Source organism: Mesorhizobium amorphae CCNWGS0123, from assembly GCF_001686985.1.
Lineage (GTDB): Bacteria > Pseudomonadota > Alphaproteobacteria > Rhizobiales > Rhizobiaceae > Mesorhizobium > Mesorhizobium amorphae.
Genome location: NZ_CP015318.1, coordinates 2,534,837 through 2,550,228, shown reverse-complemented (window position 1 = coordinate 2,550,228; position 15,392 = coordinate 2,534,837). Strand labels below are relative to the sequence as shown.

The following is a 15,392-nucleotide window of genomic DNA, read 5'->3' as shown; positions in this document are numbered from 1 at the left end:
CGCCCGGTTTCGAGCGGGCCGGGCGCTATCCTTTGGCGGTCGATCCTCAGAGGATCTCGGTCTTCGCGATGTGGATGCCAAAACCTTCGAGGCCGACATAGTGGCGCTCGCGCGAGGCGATCAGATTGATCGAGGAAATGCCGAGATCCTTGAGGATCTGCGCGCCGAGGCCGATCTCGCGCCATTCGTTCTCGCGGCGGCGCGCCTCTTCATGGTCTTCGCGCTCGCCGCTCGCCGGGCGCTTGCGCTCCTGATGGGCAACGCCGACCGAGCCTTCGCGCAGATAGACGATGACGCCGCGCTTGCGCTCGCCCATCGCCTTCATGACGCCGTCGAGCCGATGGCTGGTGCCGAACACGTCGCTGACGACATCCTCGGAATGGAGCCGCACCGGCACGTCCTCGCCGTCGCGGATGTCGCCGAAGACGATCGCCACGTGGTGCATGGAATCCCAGGGCAGCGTATAGGTGAAGACCTGCGCCTTGCCGCCCGCCGTATCGATGTCGGAGCAGGCGACGCGCTCGACCAGCGTTTCCTTGCGCTGCCGGTAGGCGATGAGGTCGGCGACCGAGATCTGCTTCAGGCCATGCTCCTCGGCGAAAGCCTGCACCTGCGGGCCGCGCTTGACCGTGCCGTCATCGTTGACCAGTTCGGAAATGACGCCGATCGGCGGTAGGCCGGCGAGCTTGCAGAGGTCGACCGCGGCCTCGGTATGGCCCGAGCGCATCAGCACGCCTCCCTCGCGCGCGATCAGCGGGAAGATGTGGCCGGGGCGGACGAAATCGGAGGCGCCGACATTGCCGTTGGCAAGGTTGCGCACGGTCAGTGTGCGGTCGTCGGCCGAGATGCCAGTCGTGGTGCCATGCTTGAAATCGACGCTCACGGTGAAGGCCGTCGTGTGGGCGGAATCATTGTCGGCCACCATCGGCGCCAAATTGAGGCGTTTTGCCTCCTCGCGAGGCATTGGCGTGCAGACGATGCCGGACGTGTTGCGGACGATGAAGGCCATCTTTTCCGGCGTGCAGTGGACGGCGGCGACGATCAGGTCACCCTCGTTCTCGCGCCCGTCATCGTCCATGACGACGACGATCTCGCCGCGTTCGAAGGCGCGTAGGGCTTCGACGATTTTTTTCTGGTCGTAAGGCATCGACGCTCGCTTCCGCTTGCAGGTTGAAGGTCAGACGCGCCCGGTCTGGCCGCGATGACGCAAATAGTGATCGGCGATCGCGCAGGCAACCGTCGCCTCGCCGATCGGCACGGCGCGGATGCCGACGCAAGGATCGTGGCGGCCTTTGGTCATGACCTCGACGTCCTTGCCGTCCTTGTCGATCGACTTGCGCGGCGTCAGGATCGACGAGGTCGGCTTGACGGCGAAGCGGGCGACGATCGCCTGGCCCGTCGAGATGCCGCCAAGGATACCGCCGGCATTGTTGGACAGGAAGACCGGCTTGCCATCATTGCCGATGCGCATCTCGTCGGCATTCTGTTCGCCGGTGATGCGGGCGGCCTCGAAGCCGTTGCCGATCTCGACGCCCTTGACGGCGTTGATCGACATCAGGCCCGACGCGATGTCCTGGTCGAGCTTGGCATAGATCGGCGCGCCGAGGCCGGCCGGGACACCGTCGGCGACGATCTCGATCACCGCACCGACCGAGGAGCCGGCTTTGCGGATGCCGTCGAGATACTGCGTGAAAACGGGAACGGAGGCCGGATCGGGCGTGAAGAATGGATTTTCGGCGTCGCCGATGAAGTTCCAATTCCAGTTGGCGCGGTCGATCGACTTTTCACCCATCGACACCAACGCGCCACGCACCACCATGCCGGGCACGACCTTTCGGGCAAGCGCGCCGGCCGCCACGCGCGCCGCAGTCTCGCGCGCCGAGGAGCGGCCGCCGCCACGGTAGTCGCGCAGGCCGTATTTGACGTCATAGGTGTAGTCGGCGTGGCCCGGCCGATATTGGCGGGCGATCTCGCCATAGTCCTTGGAGCGCTGATCGACATTTTCGATCAGCATCGACACCGGCGTGCCGGTGGTGATCATCGTCTCGCCGTCCTCGTCGAGGATGAAGCCGGACAGGATCTTGACCTCGTCGGGTTCGCGGCGCTGCGTCACAAAACGTGACTGGCCCGGCCGGCGCTTGTCGAGCTCGGCCTGGATCTCTCGCTGAGTGAAGCGGATGCCGGGGGGGCAGCCGTCCACAACGCAGCCGAGTGCCGCCCCGTGGCTTTCGCCCCAGGTGGTGACGCGGAACAGGTGGCCGAACGTGTTGTGAGACATGGAGAAGTGCCCTGCCCGGCGGCGGAGCCGGTTCAAGCCTGCCTTCTATTGGCGTTTTCCACAGTGGTCAAACTGTGATCTGGCGGTTTTAGTTTTGACACATTCGGTTGGTTTCTGCTCTCTTCCATCCGCCGTTGAGGATCCGCCGCTACCCATGCCGGCGCAATGATAATGAGGACGACGATGCGTACCCTGATTGGCGCTGTTGCCGCCACGCTGCTGATTTCCACTGCCGCCTTCGCCGGCCAGACCGAAGGCCTGATCAAGAAGATCGACAAGGATACGCTGACGCTGACGCTGGAAGATGGCAAGTCCTACAAGCTGAATGCCGAGACCGATCTCGATGCATTGAAGCCCGGCATGGACATCGTCCTCGCCTATGACGTGACGAACGGCGAGAATGTCGTCACCGACATGGAACTTCCGGACACCGAGTAAGTCTAGCGCCCTATAGCCACTCCAGGCTCCGGCCCTGCAGCCGGAGCAGGCGATCCTGAGGCACGTCCATCCTGACCGCCTCCCGCGTGGACATCCCCAGCACGACGCGAAACAGCGCGCGCACGACGCCGCCATGGGTAACGCAGACCGTGTCGCGATCGAGCGCGTCGAACCACGGCTTCACCCGCTCGAGCAGCATCTGGTAGCTCTCGGCGCCCTCACCGGGCGGCTGGAAGTTCCATTTGTCGAGGCTGCGCTGCCTGGTCGAGCCGGGATCCCTGGCCTCGAGTTCGGCAAAGGTGAAGCCCTGCCAGTCGCCGAAGCTCAACTCGACGAGCAGCGGCTCGGTGCGATAGGCAAGCGGATCGAGCTTCATCGCCGCGCGCAGGCGCTCCATCGTCTCGCGCGTGCGCCGCATAGGGCTGGCGACAAAGTCGAATTCTTCGGGATTATGGACGAGCCCGGCCAGCCGCTGTCCGTTGCGGCTCGCCTGCTCGCGGCCGAGCGCGTTGAGATCTGTGTCGGCCTGACCCTGCAGCCTGGACTCGGCGTTCCATTGCGTCTGGCCGTGGCGCACAAAGTAGACGAGCGGATACATCAGGTCTTCCGAGGCTCGGGCCAGGCTTCTTCGCCCAGGCTTGGTCGCAAGGGGTTCAGTCGGAAGACTAGTCCTTGACGGTCGAAATGTCGGGGGCGTCGACCGCCTTCATGCCGACGACATGGTAGCCGGAGTCGACATGATGGATCTCGCCGGTGACGCCGCGCGACAGGTCGGACAGGAAATAGACGCCGGAATCGCCGACTTCCTCCTGGGTGACCGTCTGTTTCAGCGGCGAATTGTACTCGTTCCACTTCAGGATGTAGCGGAAGTCACCGATGCCTGATGCGGCCAGCGTCTTTATCGGACCGGCGGAGATGGCATTGACGCGGATCTTCTTGGCGCCGAGGTCGACGGCCAGATAGCGCACGCTGGCTTCGAGCGCCGCCTTGGCGACGCCCATGACGTTGTAGTGCGGCATCACTTTTTCGGCACCGTAGTAGGTCAGCGTCAGCAGCGAACCGCCATCGGTCATCAGCGGCTCGGCGCGCTTGGCGATGGTGGTGAAGGAATAGACCGAAATGTCCATGGTGCGCAGGAAGTTGTCGCGCGTCGTCTCGACATAGCGGCCGGTCAGCTCGTCCTTGTCGGAAAAGGCGATGGCATGGACGAGGAAGTCGAGCTTGCCCCAGTGCTTGGCGATGTCGGCGAACACCGCATCGAGGCTTTCCGGATCGGTGACGTCGCAATGGCCGGCAACATGGGCGTTGAGTTCGGCCGCCAATGGCTCGACGCGCTTCTTGAAGGCTTCGCCCTGATAGGTCAGCGCAATTTCGGCGCCGTGATCGACGCAGGCCTTGGCGATGCCATAGGCGATCGACCGATTGTTCGCGACGCCGAGGATCAGCCCGCGCTTGCCGGCCATCAGGCCCTGTCCACCCGCCATATGAGTGCTCTCCGCAAGAATGTCTGCTTTGTGGAGTGCCCTATCGCACAGGCACAGGGCCCCATCAAGCGTTCAAAACGGACAGTCCAGCGGAGAAAACTCTCTCGATCAGCCTTTTCGGCGGCGCATCAGCGCTTCGAGCTCGCTGTCGCCGGCCTCGGGCAGCATCAGCCTGACATGGGCGTAGAGATCGCCATGGCCACCGGTTTTTTCCGGCAGGCCCCTGCCCTTCAGCCGCAGCACCTTGTCCGAGCTCGACCATGCCGGAATATTGACCGCCAGCCGGCCAGTCGGCGTTTCGACCGCCACCTTGGCGCCCAGCACGGCATCGGCCAGCGCCACCGGCAGATCGGCATGCAGGTCGCGGCCCTCGACACGGTAGCGCGGATGGCGGCGGAAACGGATCTTGACCAGCGCGTCGCCCGGCTGTCCCGGCCCCTGCTCGCCCTGGCCTTTCAGGCGGATGGTCTGGCCATCCTCGACATAGGCCGGCAGCTTGACCGCCACCTTGCGGCCGTCGGGGAACATCGCCGTCACCTTCTCGGCGATGGCCGCCTCCTCGATGGTGACATCGAGCGTCACGTTGAGGTCGGCGCCTGCCGCCGGCTGCCGGCGGTCGCCCGCACCCGGCCCGCGCGCGCCAGAGAAGGCGTCGCCGAAGATCTGGCTGAAGATGTCGCTGTTGCCGTCGAACGGATCGCCACCTGGACGCCCCGAGCGGAACTCGAATCGCGAACCGCCGGCACCCTGCTGGCGGCGGAAGCCTGCGAACGGATCGCCACCGCCCGCCGCGCCCTCGAAGCCCTGGAAGCGCGGCTTGCCGTCGGCGTCGATCTCGCCGCGATCGAAGGCGGCGCGGGTCTTTTCGTCGCCGACGATCTCGTAAGCCTGGTTGGCGGCCGCAAAACGGTCCTTCGCCTTGGGATCATTCGGATTCTGGTCCGGATGATGTTTTTTGGCGAGTTTGCGGTACGCCGATTTTATGTCCTTGGCCGATGCGTTCTTGGCAACGCCCAGGACCTCATAGGGGTCGCGCATGCTTCCTGCCCTGGAGAAGGAGTGAGTCCATGGTTGCCCCCTATATGCGCTCGCATAGGAAGAAATTCCAGTAGCGCAAGGAGAGAAATGGCCGTGGAGAATCAGAGCGCCTTGAAGTCCTGCATGTGCCAGCCGCCGGCTCCGGCCATGCACAATTCGCCCTTGAACAGCGAGACGCCGTCGAAGCTCTCGCGCGAGGCGGTAAAGCGGCGGCAGGTCTGGCCCACGTCCTTCAATTCGACCAGTTCGGTGATCGAACCACGCGAGCCGGTGCCCGCATTCGCCCATGGCACCGCCTGGCCGCCGAGCTCTTCGATGTCGGCGGAAGACACTGCATTGCCGATCGTGGTCTGGTCCGAATCGCGGTCCTGATCTGTCGGGGTGGCGGAAGCAGGTGTGCTGCTGGTCAGGATCGAACGGTCGACCTCGGCCTTTTCCAGGCTGAAGCCGCCGGCGCCACACGCGGCAAGAGGCAGCGCGACCATCACGATCGCGGCTTTGGCGCTGGCCGAAGCGATAACGCCCCATTGCCTGCTGTCAAAAGCTTGCGCGATACGCAACAATCGGCAACCTCCCCAGCCAGCGTGACAATTTGAGAAAAACTATGGGCGAAACTGAGTTAACAACCAGTGACTTTACCGAGGCCGCCGAGCCTTTCCGACTGTTTGGCGCCTGGCTCGACGACGCGACGAAGAGCGAGATCAACGACGCCAACGGCGTGGCGCTGGCAACCGTCGATGCCGACGGCATGCCGGATGTGCGGATGGTGCTGCTCAAGGGGTTCGATGAAGGCGGGTTTGTGTTCTACACGAATTTCGAGAGCGCCAAGGGCCGCGAGATTCTTGGCAGCATGAAGGCGGCGATGTGCTTCCACTGGAAATCGCTGCGCCGGCAGGTGCGCGTGCGCGGACCGGTGGAGATCGTCAGCGATGCCGAGGCGGATGCCTATTACGCGACGCGGCCGCGCGGCAGCCGCATCGGCGCCTGGGCGTCGAAACAGTCGCGGCCGCTGGAGAGCCGCTTCGCGCTGGAAAAGGCGGTCGCCGAATACACGGCGCGCTACCCGATCGGCGAGATTCCGCGCCCAAAGCATTGGTCGGGTTTCCGCATCGTGCCGCAAGCGATCGAGTTCTGGCACGACCGGCCATTCCGCCTGCACGACCGCCTCGTCTTTTCGCGCAATGCCGCAGGCGGCTGGGACAAGACGCGACTATATCCCTAGCCCCTCGGATGGGCGCAGGAAATCAATCCTTTTCCAGTTGGAACAACAGGAAATGCGGCCGCTCGCTGGCGAGGCCGACCGCCGGCCGTATCGTCTTCGTCACGTCCTTCGGCACCAGGAAGGTCTCGCGCAAATTGAGCGTGTCGCCGCTCTTGGCGCCGGAGAAGATCGCCGACGTGCAGGTCTGCACGTCGCCGGGCGCCTTCAGCGTCACTGCCGATGTCGGCGCCCAGCGCCGGCCGGCGGCGTCGATCAGCATCACCTTACAGCCAAGCCAGAGTTTTTGCAGATCGGGATCGCCGACCTTTACCGAGAAGTCAGCCAGAACAGGCACGGAATCCGGCGGCAGGTTCGCCATGCCGAAGGCACCGCGCAGGTCGGTCAGTTTCCAGTCGCTGCCGCCGAAATGCACGCTCTGGCCCCAGGCGACGCGGCGCGCAAACAGGTCATTGTCGGCCAGCAGCGCCTTGATGCTGTCATAGACCTCGACGGCAAAGGTCAAGGGGATCAGCAGAAGCAGCGCCCAAAGGCTGCGGCGTCGCCATTTCCGCTCGCCGAGCCCACTTTGCTGAACCAGATCCTGTGCTGTCATTCCGTGCCAGTCCTTCAGATCGGCTGCGACATATCCAAGGTGTCGACTGTGCCAGCAGGCAAGCCATCGGGTGCGATGACAACCGGCCCGAGTGAAATCTCTGCCTGCGAATCGAGCGCCGACATCAGCTTCTCCGAAATCAGCAAGGTCGCGTTGCTGGCCTCGTCCGGCCGCAACTCGAAGACCAGCCTTGCCTTCTTCGGCAGGCCGGGGTCGATGGCCACGGGAAGAAGCCCGTCGGCAAACGACATCCGCTCGGTCTGATCATAGGCAAGGCCCGTCGGACCGCGCCAGGACGCGACCGCAACGGACGTCGATTGCGCCCGTGCCGCAAACTCCACCGTCACCACGGCCCAGACACCACCGGTTGTCAGGATCTTGGTCTCACCGAAGCGATCCGCCTTGAGGTTGCGGGCGAATGCCACCTTTTCGGCACGCGCCTCGAAGTTCCGCCCAACGATCGTCTCAGCCATCTTGCCACGCGCGGGGATCGGTCCGATCAGGTCACCATAATGCGGCTTCGATACTTGCAGGCCGTAGCAAAATGCCACCGCAACGAGCAGCAGGACGATGTTGGCCGTCTTGCGCATCATGGCTGGATGTCCGCCGTGTCGGGCCCGGAGCCGACGGGAAGTGTCAGCGTGCCGGCCGGCGCCGGATTGAACCAGCCTGGCAAGCCGTAGAGGTTGTCGCGCTGCTTGTAGGTTTTGCGGATCACCGTCAGGTCGAGGCTCGCCGGCGGAGCCGACCCGCCCGGCAGCTCCCAGATATAGGCCATGCGCTCAGGCATGCCGGGATGCAATTCTGGCGAGAGCGTAGAATCGCGCGTCAGCACGATGAAAGGCTTGGACGATGGATCGACCGTGGCCTGGCTCGCCTGCAGGACATCGAAGTAATCCTTGCTGGACTTCGCCGTGCGGTTCGTCATTTCGACCTCGAAGACCAGCGCCCTGGCCCCAGGCTTGAGTGGCGCGCCGTAGAGGTTCTCGCCTTCGGCGGTATAGGCGCGGAGCGGCCGCAGCAGCCACTGGCCGGTTTCGATCCGGCCGGTCGGCGCCAGGAGCTGCATCGGCTCGTGTCTCGCGCCGAACGCGCCCAGGACACCAGCGAGGGCCAACGCTGCCGCGGTGCCGATGCCGGCCACCAGCCAGGCTTTCAGGCGGGAACCGGCGTTCTCAAACATTGTGGGCCTCGACCCTGCCCTTCGGATCGGACAGTTGCGCGCCATCATCGGTCTGGCGCGTTGGCAGCGCGAATGCGGTTTCGAGGATCGCGGCGAGGAAGCAGATGCGAAGCGGCTCGACGAGGATGCCGGTCGATGAGTCCTGGAACGGGCTGCCGAACAAGAGCGAAACGCCCTCGGAAAGAACTTGCCAGGTGTCTAGATCATGCGGGCCGATGAGGCGCGTCATGCCCAGCCACGCCCAGGCCGCCAGCCAGTCGATCAGCCGATAGCCGACGATCAGCGTGACGATCAGCACGACGCCGGAGCTCAGCGTGATGCGCACGCCATTGGCGATCGGCAGGTAGCGCGAGCGATAGCCGGAGATGAAGTGCTCGGCAAAGTCGCGCAGGAATTTCGGGATGGCGCGGTAACGCTCGCCGAGACGTTCGACGCGCTGGTGCACGCGCATCAGTTCCTTGTCGTCGCGGACATCGTAGCCGTAGATGAGCGCGGCCAGCACCAGCCAGATGACCGGCAGCAGCATGAAGAAGAACAGGCCGATGAGCTTGGTTGTCGTGTCGATGGAAGTGACCTCCACGGGAACCATCGGCTCGGCGAACGCCCTGGGAACAGGGTTGGCCATGCCGTCCGCCGTGGCCTGCAGGACGGAAAACAAGTTGCGGCTCATGATCCAGCCGAGGATTTCGTCCTTCCAGCGCGAGATCACGTAGAGGCCGATAAAGATCCAGTTGGTCTCGCAGATCACCACGACGATCTGCCAGAAGGACCGCGCCCCACCGCGCTTCTGCATCGTGGTGGCGAAGCGCCGGACCAACCACGAGATCGCGACGGAAAAGACCAGCCATCGCGAATCGAGGACATCGAGCACGTTGCCTGCGCTTTCACCGAACGGAGCCATGTCGAGCGCGACGCGCGAATATTGCCGCACCGTGTCGCCTAGAAAACCCCAGGCGGCGTAGTAGGCGAAAAAGGGCAGCAGCGCGACGGTCACCATGCGGGCCAGACGCGCGCTGCCGCCGCGCGCCTCGCCCGAGCTTTCATCGTGTGCCGCCTGTTGCGCGGCACGTGTCGCGGGCAGCGCCGGCAGCAATGTCTGGAACATGGCGACCGTGACGATGAGCTGCGTCAAAGCGACGAGCGTCAGCAAGGCCAGCCCTGCCATGTGGTTGAGAAAGGCGGTACGCGCCGCGACCTGCATGAACAGGTCGCCGAACACGATGCCCAGCAGCACGATGGCGACCAATTGCGGCCAAAAGCGCCACCAGAGCTTGAGCGTCAGCCCGAGCGGCTTTACGGCATCGGCAAGCATGTCGAGGCGTTCAACGCATCAATGGGCGCCGGCAATCATTTCGGCAAATTGCGCATTGATTGAAGATGCCTCGGGTCATGTCCTCTCCACCTCATAGGACACCCCAACCGCCCGCTAGTCAGATAGGGCGCGAAGACTCGCGTGTACAGACCAAAAATCACGCCAGGCGCGAGTTTCCCCAGACAAGGCGCAACTCTGCCGTGCTCGCCGTGATGCCAGAGCGCCACGCGGCGACAGCTCGGTCAGCCCGCCTTCTTGCGCATCATGAAGGCGGTGAGAGCGGCGCGGGCCTCATCGGATTTCAGGCGCTCGCGGAAGTGTTCGCTCTCCACCCCGATGCGGGCGACGAGGTCCTCGCGAGAGCCGCGCATCAGGTCGCGCGCGATCTTCAGCGCCTGCGGCGGCTTGGCCGCGATCTGGCTGGCGGCTTCCAGCACGGCAGCTTCCAGTGCGCCTTCCTCGACCACCTCATAGATCAGCCCGGCTGCCTTCGCCCGCTCGGCGGAAAAGCCTTCGCCGAGACCAAGCAGCGCGAAAGCGCCCTGCTGCCCCAGGATCCGCGGCGCAAGCAGGCTCGACCCCGCCTCCGGCACCAGGCCCAGATCGACGAAGGGCGTGCGGAAGACGGTGCGCCGGGTGGCGAAGGTCAGGTCGCAATGCAGGTTGATCGTGGTGCCGATGCCGACCGCTATGCCGTCGACGCCCGAAACTATGGGCTTTTCCACTTTGGCCAGGGCCATCAGGAAGTCCCAGACCTCGGTGCCGCCCTCGCCGCCGGTGGCGATGACCATGAAGTCGGCGAGGTCGTTGCCGGAGGAGAAGGCGCCGGGCACGCCAAGGAAGACGTGCACGCGAACCGCCGGATCGGCATCGCCTTCGGCAAGGGCAGCCGACATTGTCGCGTACATGCCGCGCGTCAGGGCATTCTTCTTGTCCGGACGGTTCATGCGGATGATCTGGATGGCGCCCTGGCGCTCGACGAGGATATGGTCTGTCACGGTCTTTTCCTTGTGAACGTCAGGCAGAAATCAGCGTCTTGCCGGCTGCGGCAAGGCTTTCGGCGCCGCCGATGACGCGCTCCTTCAAGGCCCGCGTCTCGCCAAGCAGGTTTTCGGCAAAGAAGCGGCAGAGCGCGACGCGGCCATGGTCGGCAAGCGCACCTTGCGCCAGATAGGCGCCGCCGGCGGCAAGCGAGATCAGTCGGAGATAGGGCGTGGCGCCGGCCAACGCCTCGTCCGAGCGGCCATCGGCCAGCAACTTCTGCAGGAAGCGCGTCGCCGCGTCGAGATCGGCAAGCGCCCGATCGAGATTGTCGGCAGTGCGGCCAAAGCCTGCGACGTTGGAGACGCGCACCGCGTCGGCTACCGCCTTCAGTTCGCCGATATAGCGATGCACATGCTCGCCGCCGCCGAGCGGCAGCTTGCGCGCCACCAGATCGATCGCCTGGATGCCGTTGGTGCCTTCGTAGATCGGCGCGATGCGGGCGTCGCGGTAAAGGGCGGCAGCGCCCGTCTCCTCGATGAAGCCCATGCCGCCATGCACCTGGACGCCCAGCGACGCGACATCGACGCCAACATCGGTCGAAAAGGCCTTGGCGAGCGGCGTCAGCAGATTGGCGCGGTCGCGCCAGTTGGCGGCGGCCTCGCCCTCGGCGACACGGGCCCGGTCGATGGCATGCGCGCAGGAGTAGCTGATGGCTCGGGCGATCTGGGTCAGCGCCTGCATGGTCAAAAGGTTGCGCTGCACGTCGGGGTGATGGACGATCGGCGCCATGCCCGCGCCGGCAAAGTCGGATGCCTTGCCCTGGCGGCGCTCATTGGCATAGGCGATCGCCTTCTGCGTCGCCGTCTCGGCCACCGCCACGCCCTGCATGCCGACGCAGAGCCTGGCATTGTTCATCATGGTGAACATGCAGGCGAGGCCCTTGTTCTCCTCGCCGATCAGCCAGCCGATGGCGCCGGGCTTGGCGCCTGCAAAACCGTCGCCGTAGATCATGGTGCAGGTCGGCGAGGCATGGATGCCGAGCTTGTGCTCGAGGCCCGAGCAGAAAACGTCGTTGCGCGCGCCGAGGGCACCATCGTCGCCGACCAGGAATTTCGGCACCAGGAACAGCGAGATGCCGCGCGTGCCGGCCGGTGCGTCGGGCAGCCTTGCCAGCACCAGATGGATGATGTTGTCGGTGAAATCGTGCTCACCATAGGTGATGAATATCTTCTGGCCGAAGATGCGGTAGGTGCCGTCACCGGCCGGCTCGGCGCGGCTGCGCAAGGCGGCGAGGTCGGAACCGGCCTGCGGCTCGGTCAGGTTCATCGTGCCCATCCACTCGCCGGAAACGAGCTTTGCCAGATATTTGGCCTTCAGCGCCTCTGACGCGTGCTTGTCGAGCGCTTCGACCGCGCCCATGGTCAGGGTCGGGCCGATGCCGAAGGCCATGGCGGCGGAGTTCCACATTTCGAGCGCGGCGACGCCGAGCATGGTGGGCAAGCCCTGGCCGCCATAATCCTCCGGGCCGGACAGCGCGTTCCAGCCGCCCTCTATCCAACGCCGGTAGAGATCCTTCCAACCAGGCGGCATGGTGACGGCGGCATCCTTCAGCACCGCGCCCTGCACGTCGCCGATTTTGTAGAGCGGCGCCACTTCGTCGGTAGCGAAGCGGCCGGCCTCGGCCAGGATGGCATCGACAAGGTCCTCGCCGAGATCGCCGAACGTGCCGGCTTCCAGCGCCGGCTTCAGGCCGGCCACGTGCTTGAGCGTGAAGGCGATGTCCTCGACCGGTGCCCGATACATGCCGCTTTCTCCTCCTCACTTTCCGTCGCCGACCCTAGGGCCGGCGCGGCCACAAAACCATTGGCCGTTCGCTCCCATCTTCTTTTTACGTAAACGTCAAACTTTGTCACGCGGATTTTGCAATCGCGGCGGGGCGTATTAGAATCGAGGTCGGCCCGGCATTCGGCCGGCGACAGACTGGAACGGAACCACCCATGCTTGCCAGACCCCACGCCTATCGCTGCATCGAATGCGGGCTGCCCTACCGGGCCGCGGGGTTCTGGTATCATCATGGCAGACTGGAGAACGGCGCCGCCTACTGGTCCGATCGTGGCATATTGTGCTCGCCGCAATGCTCGCTCGCCCACCATCGCAAGCGCGCAGCCGAGGGGATGCTGTCGCAAGAACCGGCGCCCGACCCGTTCGAGATCCAGCCGCTGATACGCCGGTGACAGTCGGTTGCCGCGCTACAAAAGCATTTCCTTAACCATAGCGGTTCACCATCGGTATTTGATCAGCGGGGACTCCCTGTTTGAAAACGCCGGCGCATCTTCTTCGCCGCTCAGCGCTCGCTCTCGCGGCAATGGTGGCGCTGACACTGGCAGCAAAGGCCTCGGATTTTTCCGAGCCGTGGAAGAATGCCGACCGCGCGCTGGTGATCGACGCCTACGAATACAATTCCATCGACTGGGGGCAGCTTGCCACCGACAAGCGCGTCGTCGGCTTCATCAACAAGGCCTCCGATGGGTTGCCGCCGCCCTATTTCTGCTCGGGTGACGAGACGGAAGTGCGGCTCTGCAAGGCGCTGTGGAAACGCCATGCGGTGACGCGCGAACTGTTCCAGACGCGCAAGGTCGTGGCCAAGGCGCTCGGCCTGAAATGGGGCGCCTATCATCTTGCGCGTCCCGGCAATCCGGTCGAACAGGCCAACAATTTCATCGATTTCGCCGAGCCGGCGCCGGACGAACTGATGGCGCTGGACCTCGAGGGCAACGACCCGACGCAGTGGATATCGCTGGAGGATGCCGAGGAATTCGTGCGTCAGGTGCATCGGCGCGTTGGCCGCTTCCCGGTGCTCTACACCAACGGCAAGACCGCCCAGTACATTGCCGACAATCGCTACCAATACCGGCTCCTGTCGCGGCTGCCGCTCTGGTATGCGCGTTACAAGCCGGACATCGACGTGCATTTTCCGATGGGCAACTGGCAGGGTTACGCACTCTGGCAATTCTCGGCGCAAGCCAATTGCGGGCGCTTCCACTGTCCCTACCGGGTGGCGGGCACGCCGAATGACATCGACGTCAATGTCGCGCCGATGAACGGCGACCAGTTGCGCGCGCAATGGGCCTTCGGCGGGCTGATCGATGTGCCGACGGACTATCTTGCTTCGATCCCTGTGCCGATTTCACGCGCGGACGGGCTCGCCGGCAAATTCACCATCACCTACGCCGATGTGGCGACGCCGCCGACATTCGAGGAGATGGTCTCGGTGCTCGGCGCGCGCTGGCAGAAATTCCGTGACGGCTTCCGCATGCCGGTGGTCAAGACGGTGCCGCGGCGGCCACGCTTCGGCATTGCCGACTATGTTGCCTGGAAGCGGACCGAGCAGCGTTCAACCGCGCAGATCGAGGCCGCCCTCGCCGCAGCGGCAGACCCGGTCAGCACTGCCTCGACGGAACTGGATCGTCGCAGGCGCTGAAGGCTTTGCCACTTGGGTGCGCGAGCCTGGAGCATTTGTTTTTACGCAATTCCGGACGGAAAACCGCTATGCACTTTTCCTGGAATTGCTCTAGTTGGCACCAACCTTTTCGCGTGCCACCGCCTGCCAGCCAATGTCGCGACGGCAGAAGCCTTGCGGCCAGTCGATGCGGTCGAGCGCGGCGTAAGCGCGTTTCTGCGCTTCGCCGACGGTTGCGCCGATCGCGGTGACATTGAGCACCCGGCCGCCATTGGCAACAAGCGCGCCGCCATTGATGGCAGTGCCGGCGTGGAAGATCTGAGCGCCGTCGCTGGCGGCCTCCTCGAGGCCACGGATGACCGAGCCTTTTTCCGGTGTGCCGGGATAGCCCCTCGCCGCCATCACCACGGTGAGCGCTGCCTCGTCGCGCCAGCGCACCGAGCTGTGCGCAAGCTGGCCGTCGACGGCGGCGTTGAGCAGCACCAGCAGGTCGTCCTTCAGCCGCATCATCAGCACCTGGCATTCCGGATCGCCGAACCGGGTGTTGTATTCGATCAGCTTCGGTCCCTTGTCCGTGATCATCAGCCCGGCAAAGAGAATGCCGGCAAACGGTGCGCCGAGCTCGGCCATGCCGCGCATGGTCGGCTCGATGATCTCGCGCATGGTGCGCTCGACCATCTCAGGCGTCATCACAGGCGCCGGCGAATAGGCGCCCATGCCGCCTGTGTTGGGGCCGGTATCGCCCTCGCCGACGCGCTTGTGGTCCTGCGCGGTGCCGAAGGGCAGCGCGGTGGTGCCGTCGCACAGGCAGAAGAAGCTTGCCTCTTCGCCGGTGAGGAAATCCTCGACCACGACCTCGGCGCCAGCGGCGCCAAAGGAGCCGTCGAAACAGGCGTCGAGTGCTGCCAGTGCCTCGGGGAGCGTCATGGCCACGGTGACGCCCTTGCCGGCGGCCAGACCATCGGCCTTGATGACAATCGGCGCGCCCGTCTTCTCGACATAAGCTCTCGCCGAGGCCAGATCGCCAAAGCGGCCATAGGCGGCGGTCGGGATGTCGTATCTGGCGCAAAGGTCCTTGGTGAAACCCTTGGAGCCTTCGAGCCGCGCCGCCGCCCCGGATGGACCGAACACGCGGATGCCCCAGGCGCGCAAATCGTCGGCAATGCCGGCCACCAGCGGCCCTTCCGGCCCGACCACGACCAGGTCGATTTTCTTCTCCTGGCAGAAGGCGGCGACAGCGGAGTGGTCGGCAACGTCGAGCTTGACCAGTTCGGCTTCACCGCCAATGCCCGGATTGCCGGGCGACGCGTAGAGCTTTGTCAGCAGCGGCGAGGCGGCAATCTTCCAGGCGAGCGCATGTTCACGGCCGCCCGAGCCGAGAAGAAGAACATTCATGGCCAC

The 15,392-nt window shown here is 64.6% G+C and carries 17 protein-coding genes; 4 read left to right on the top strand and 13 right to left on the bottom strand.

From position 1 onward, the window contains the following. Positions 1–46: 46 nt before the first annotated feature. Together ribB and aroC are read right to left on the bottom strand one after the other, a co-directional pair. A complete protein-coding gene (gene ribB / locus A6B35_RS11790) occupies positions 47–1,147 on the bottom strand; it encodes a 3,4-dihydroxy-2-butanone-4-phosphate synthase (protein ID WP_006204312.1) in 1,101 nt (366 codons plus the stop codon). Between the two features lie 30 nt (positions 1,148–1,177). Next, entirely contained in the window at positions 1,178–2,278 is a 1,101-nt protein-coding gene (gene aroC, locus A6B35_RS11785) for a chorismate synthase (RefSeq protein ID WP_006204311.1), read from the bottom strand. A 183-nt stretch (positions 2,279–2,461) separates the two neighbouring features. Between aroC and A6B35_RS11780 the strand changes: the two genes are divergently transcribed. Continuing rightward, a complete protein-coding gene (locus A6B35_RS11780; RefSeq protein WP_006204310.1) occupies positions 2,462–2,716 on the top strand; it encodes a DUF1344 domain-containing protein in 255 nt (84 codons plus the stop codon). A 10-nt stretch (positions 2,717–2,726) separates the two neighbouring features. Here the strand turns inward: A6B35_RS11780 and A6B35_RS11775 are convergent, their stop codons facing one another. The 4 genes from A6B35_RS11775 to A6B35_RS11760 all read right to left on the bottom strand — a co-directional run bounded on the left by A6B35_RS11775 (position 2,727) and on the right by A6B35_RS11760 (position 5,801). Beyond that, a complete protein-coding gene (locus tag A6B35_RS11775; protein WP_006204309.1) occupies positions 2,727–3,314 on the bottom strand; it encodes a histidine phosphatase family protein in 588 nt (195 codons plus the stop codon). A gap of 67 nt (positions 3,315–3,381) precedes the next feature. Beyond that, the gene (gene fabI / locus A6B35_RS11770) at positions 3,382–4,200 is read right to left on the bottom strand and encodes an enoyl-ACP reductase FabI (protein WP_006204308.1); all 819 of its coding nucleotides are present in this window, start codon (positions 4,198–4,200) and stop codon (positions 3,382–3,384) included. Between the two features lie 108 nt (positions 4,201–4,308). Further along, the gene (locus A6B35_RS11765; protein WP_065518186.1) at positions 4,309–5,238 is read right to left on the bottom strand and encodes a DnaJ C-terminal domain-containing protein; all 930 of its coding nucleotides are present in this window, start codon (positions 5,236–5,238) and stop codon (positions 4,309–4,311) included. 101 nt (positions 5,239–5,339) lie between these two features. Continuing rightward, the gene (locus tag A6B35_RS11760; protein ID WP_006202011.1) at positions 5,340–5,801 is read right to left on the bottom strand and encodes an RT0821/Lpp0805 family surface protein; all 462 of its coding nucleotides are present in this window, start codon (positions 5,799–5,801) and stop codon (positions 5,340–5,342) included. 41 nt (positions 5,802–5,842) lie between these two features. Here A6B35_RS11760 and pdxH point away from each other — a divergent pair, with 41 nt between their 5' ends. After that, complete coding sequence (gene pdxH / locus A6B35_RS11755) at positions 5,843–6,460, top strand: pyridoxamine 5'-phosphate oxidase (protein WP_006202010.1); 618 nt, start codon at positions 5,843–5,845, stop codon at positions 6,458–6,460. 22 nt (positions 6,461–6,482) lie between these two features. On the opposite strand, the gene A6B35_RS11750 is transcribed toward pdxH, so the two are convergent. From A6B35_RS11750 to A6B35_RS11725, 6 genes are all read right to left on the bottom strand, one after another. Continuing rightward, complete coding sequence (locus A6B35_RS11750) at positions 6,483–7,052, bottom strand: hypothetical protein (protein WP_006202009.1); 570 nt, start codon at positions 7,050–7,052, stop codon at positions 6,483–6,485. A gap of 14 nt (positions 7,053–7,066) precedes the next feature. Then, positions 7,067–7,645: a hypothetical protein gene (locus A6B35_RS11745; RefSeq protein WP_006202008.1), complete on the bottom strand. Its 579-nt coding sequence runs from the start codon at positions 7,643–7,645 to the stop codon at positions 7,067–7,069. After that, positions 7,642–8,235 carry a hypothetical protein gene (locus A6B35_RS11740; RefSeq protein ID WP_006202007.1) on the bottom strand — a complete coding sequence of 198 codons (594 nt, stop codon included), beginning with the start codon at positions 8,233–8,235 and terminating at the stop codon, positions 7,642–7,644. Before A6B35_RS11740 ends, A6B35_RS11745 begins: the two co-directional genes overlap by 4 nt. Next, complete coding sequence (locus A6B35_RS11735; RefSeq protein WP_006202006.1) at positions 8,228–9,547, bottom strand: hypothetical protein; 1,320 nt, start codon at positions 9,545–9,547, stop codon at positions 8,228–8,230. Before A6B35_RS11735 ends, A6B35_RS11740 begins: the two co-directional genes overlap by 8 nt. Before the next feature lie 242 nt (positions 9,548–9,789). Further along, positions 9,790–10,545, bottom strand: coding sequence for a crotonase/enoyl-CoA hydratase family protein (locus A6B35_RS11730; protein WP_006202005.1), 756 nt, complete (start codon positions 10,543–10,545; stop codon positions 9,790–9,792). 19 nt (positions 10,546–10,564) lie between these two features. Next, complete coding sequence (locus A6B35_RS11725; RefSeq protein ID WP_006202004.1) at positions 10,565–12,334, bottom strand: acyl-CoA dehydrogenase family protein; 1,770 nt, start codon at positions 12,332–12,334, stop codon at positions 10,565–10,567. A gap of 194 nt (positions 12,335–12,528) precedes the next feature. On the opposite strand from A6B35_RS11725, the gene A6B35_RS11720 reads away from it, so the two are divergent. Both A6B35_RS11720 and A6B35_RS11715 read left to right on the top strand, forming a co-directional pair. Continuing rightward, a complete protein-coding gene (locus A6B35_RS11720; protein ID WP_006202003.1) occupies positions 12,529–12,765 on the top strand; it encodes a hypothetical protein in 237 nt (78 codons plus the stop codon). A gap of 131 nt (positions 12,766–12,896) precedes the next feature. Beyond that, positions 12,897–14,012 carry a glycoside hydrolase family 25 protein gene (locus tag A6B35_RS11715; RefSeq protein ID WP_040582705.1) on the top strand — a complete coding sequence of 372 codons (1,116 nt, stop codon included), beginning with the start codon at positions 12,897–12,899 and terminating at the stop codon, positions 14,010–14,012. A gap of 90 nt (positions 14,013–14,102) precedes the next feature. Here the strand turns inward: A6B35_RS11715 and purD are convergent, their stop codons facing one another. Then, a complete protein-coding gene (gene purD / locus A6B35_RS11710; protein ID WP_006202001.1) occupies positions 14,103–15,386 on the bottom strand; it encodes a phosphoribosylamine--glycine ligase in 1,284 nt (427 codons plus the stop codon). Between the last annotated feature and the right edge of the window lie 6 nt (positions 15,387–15,392).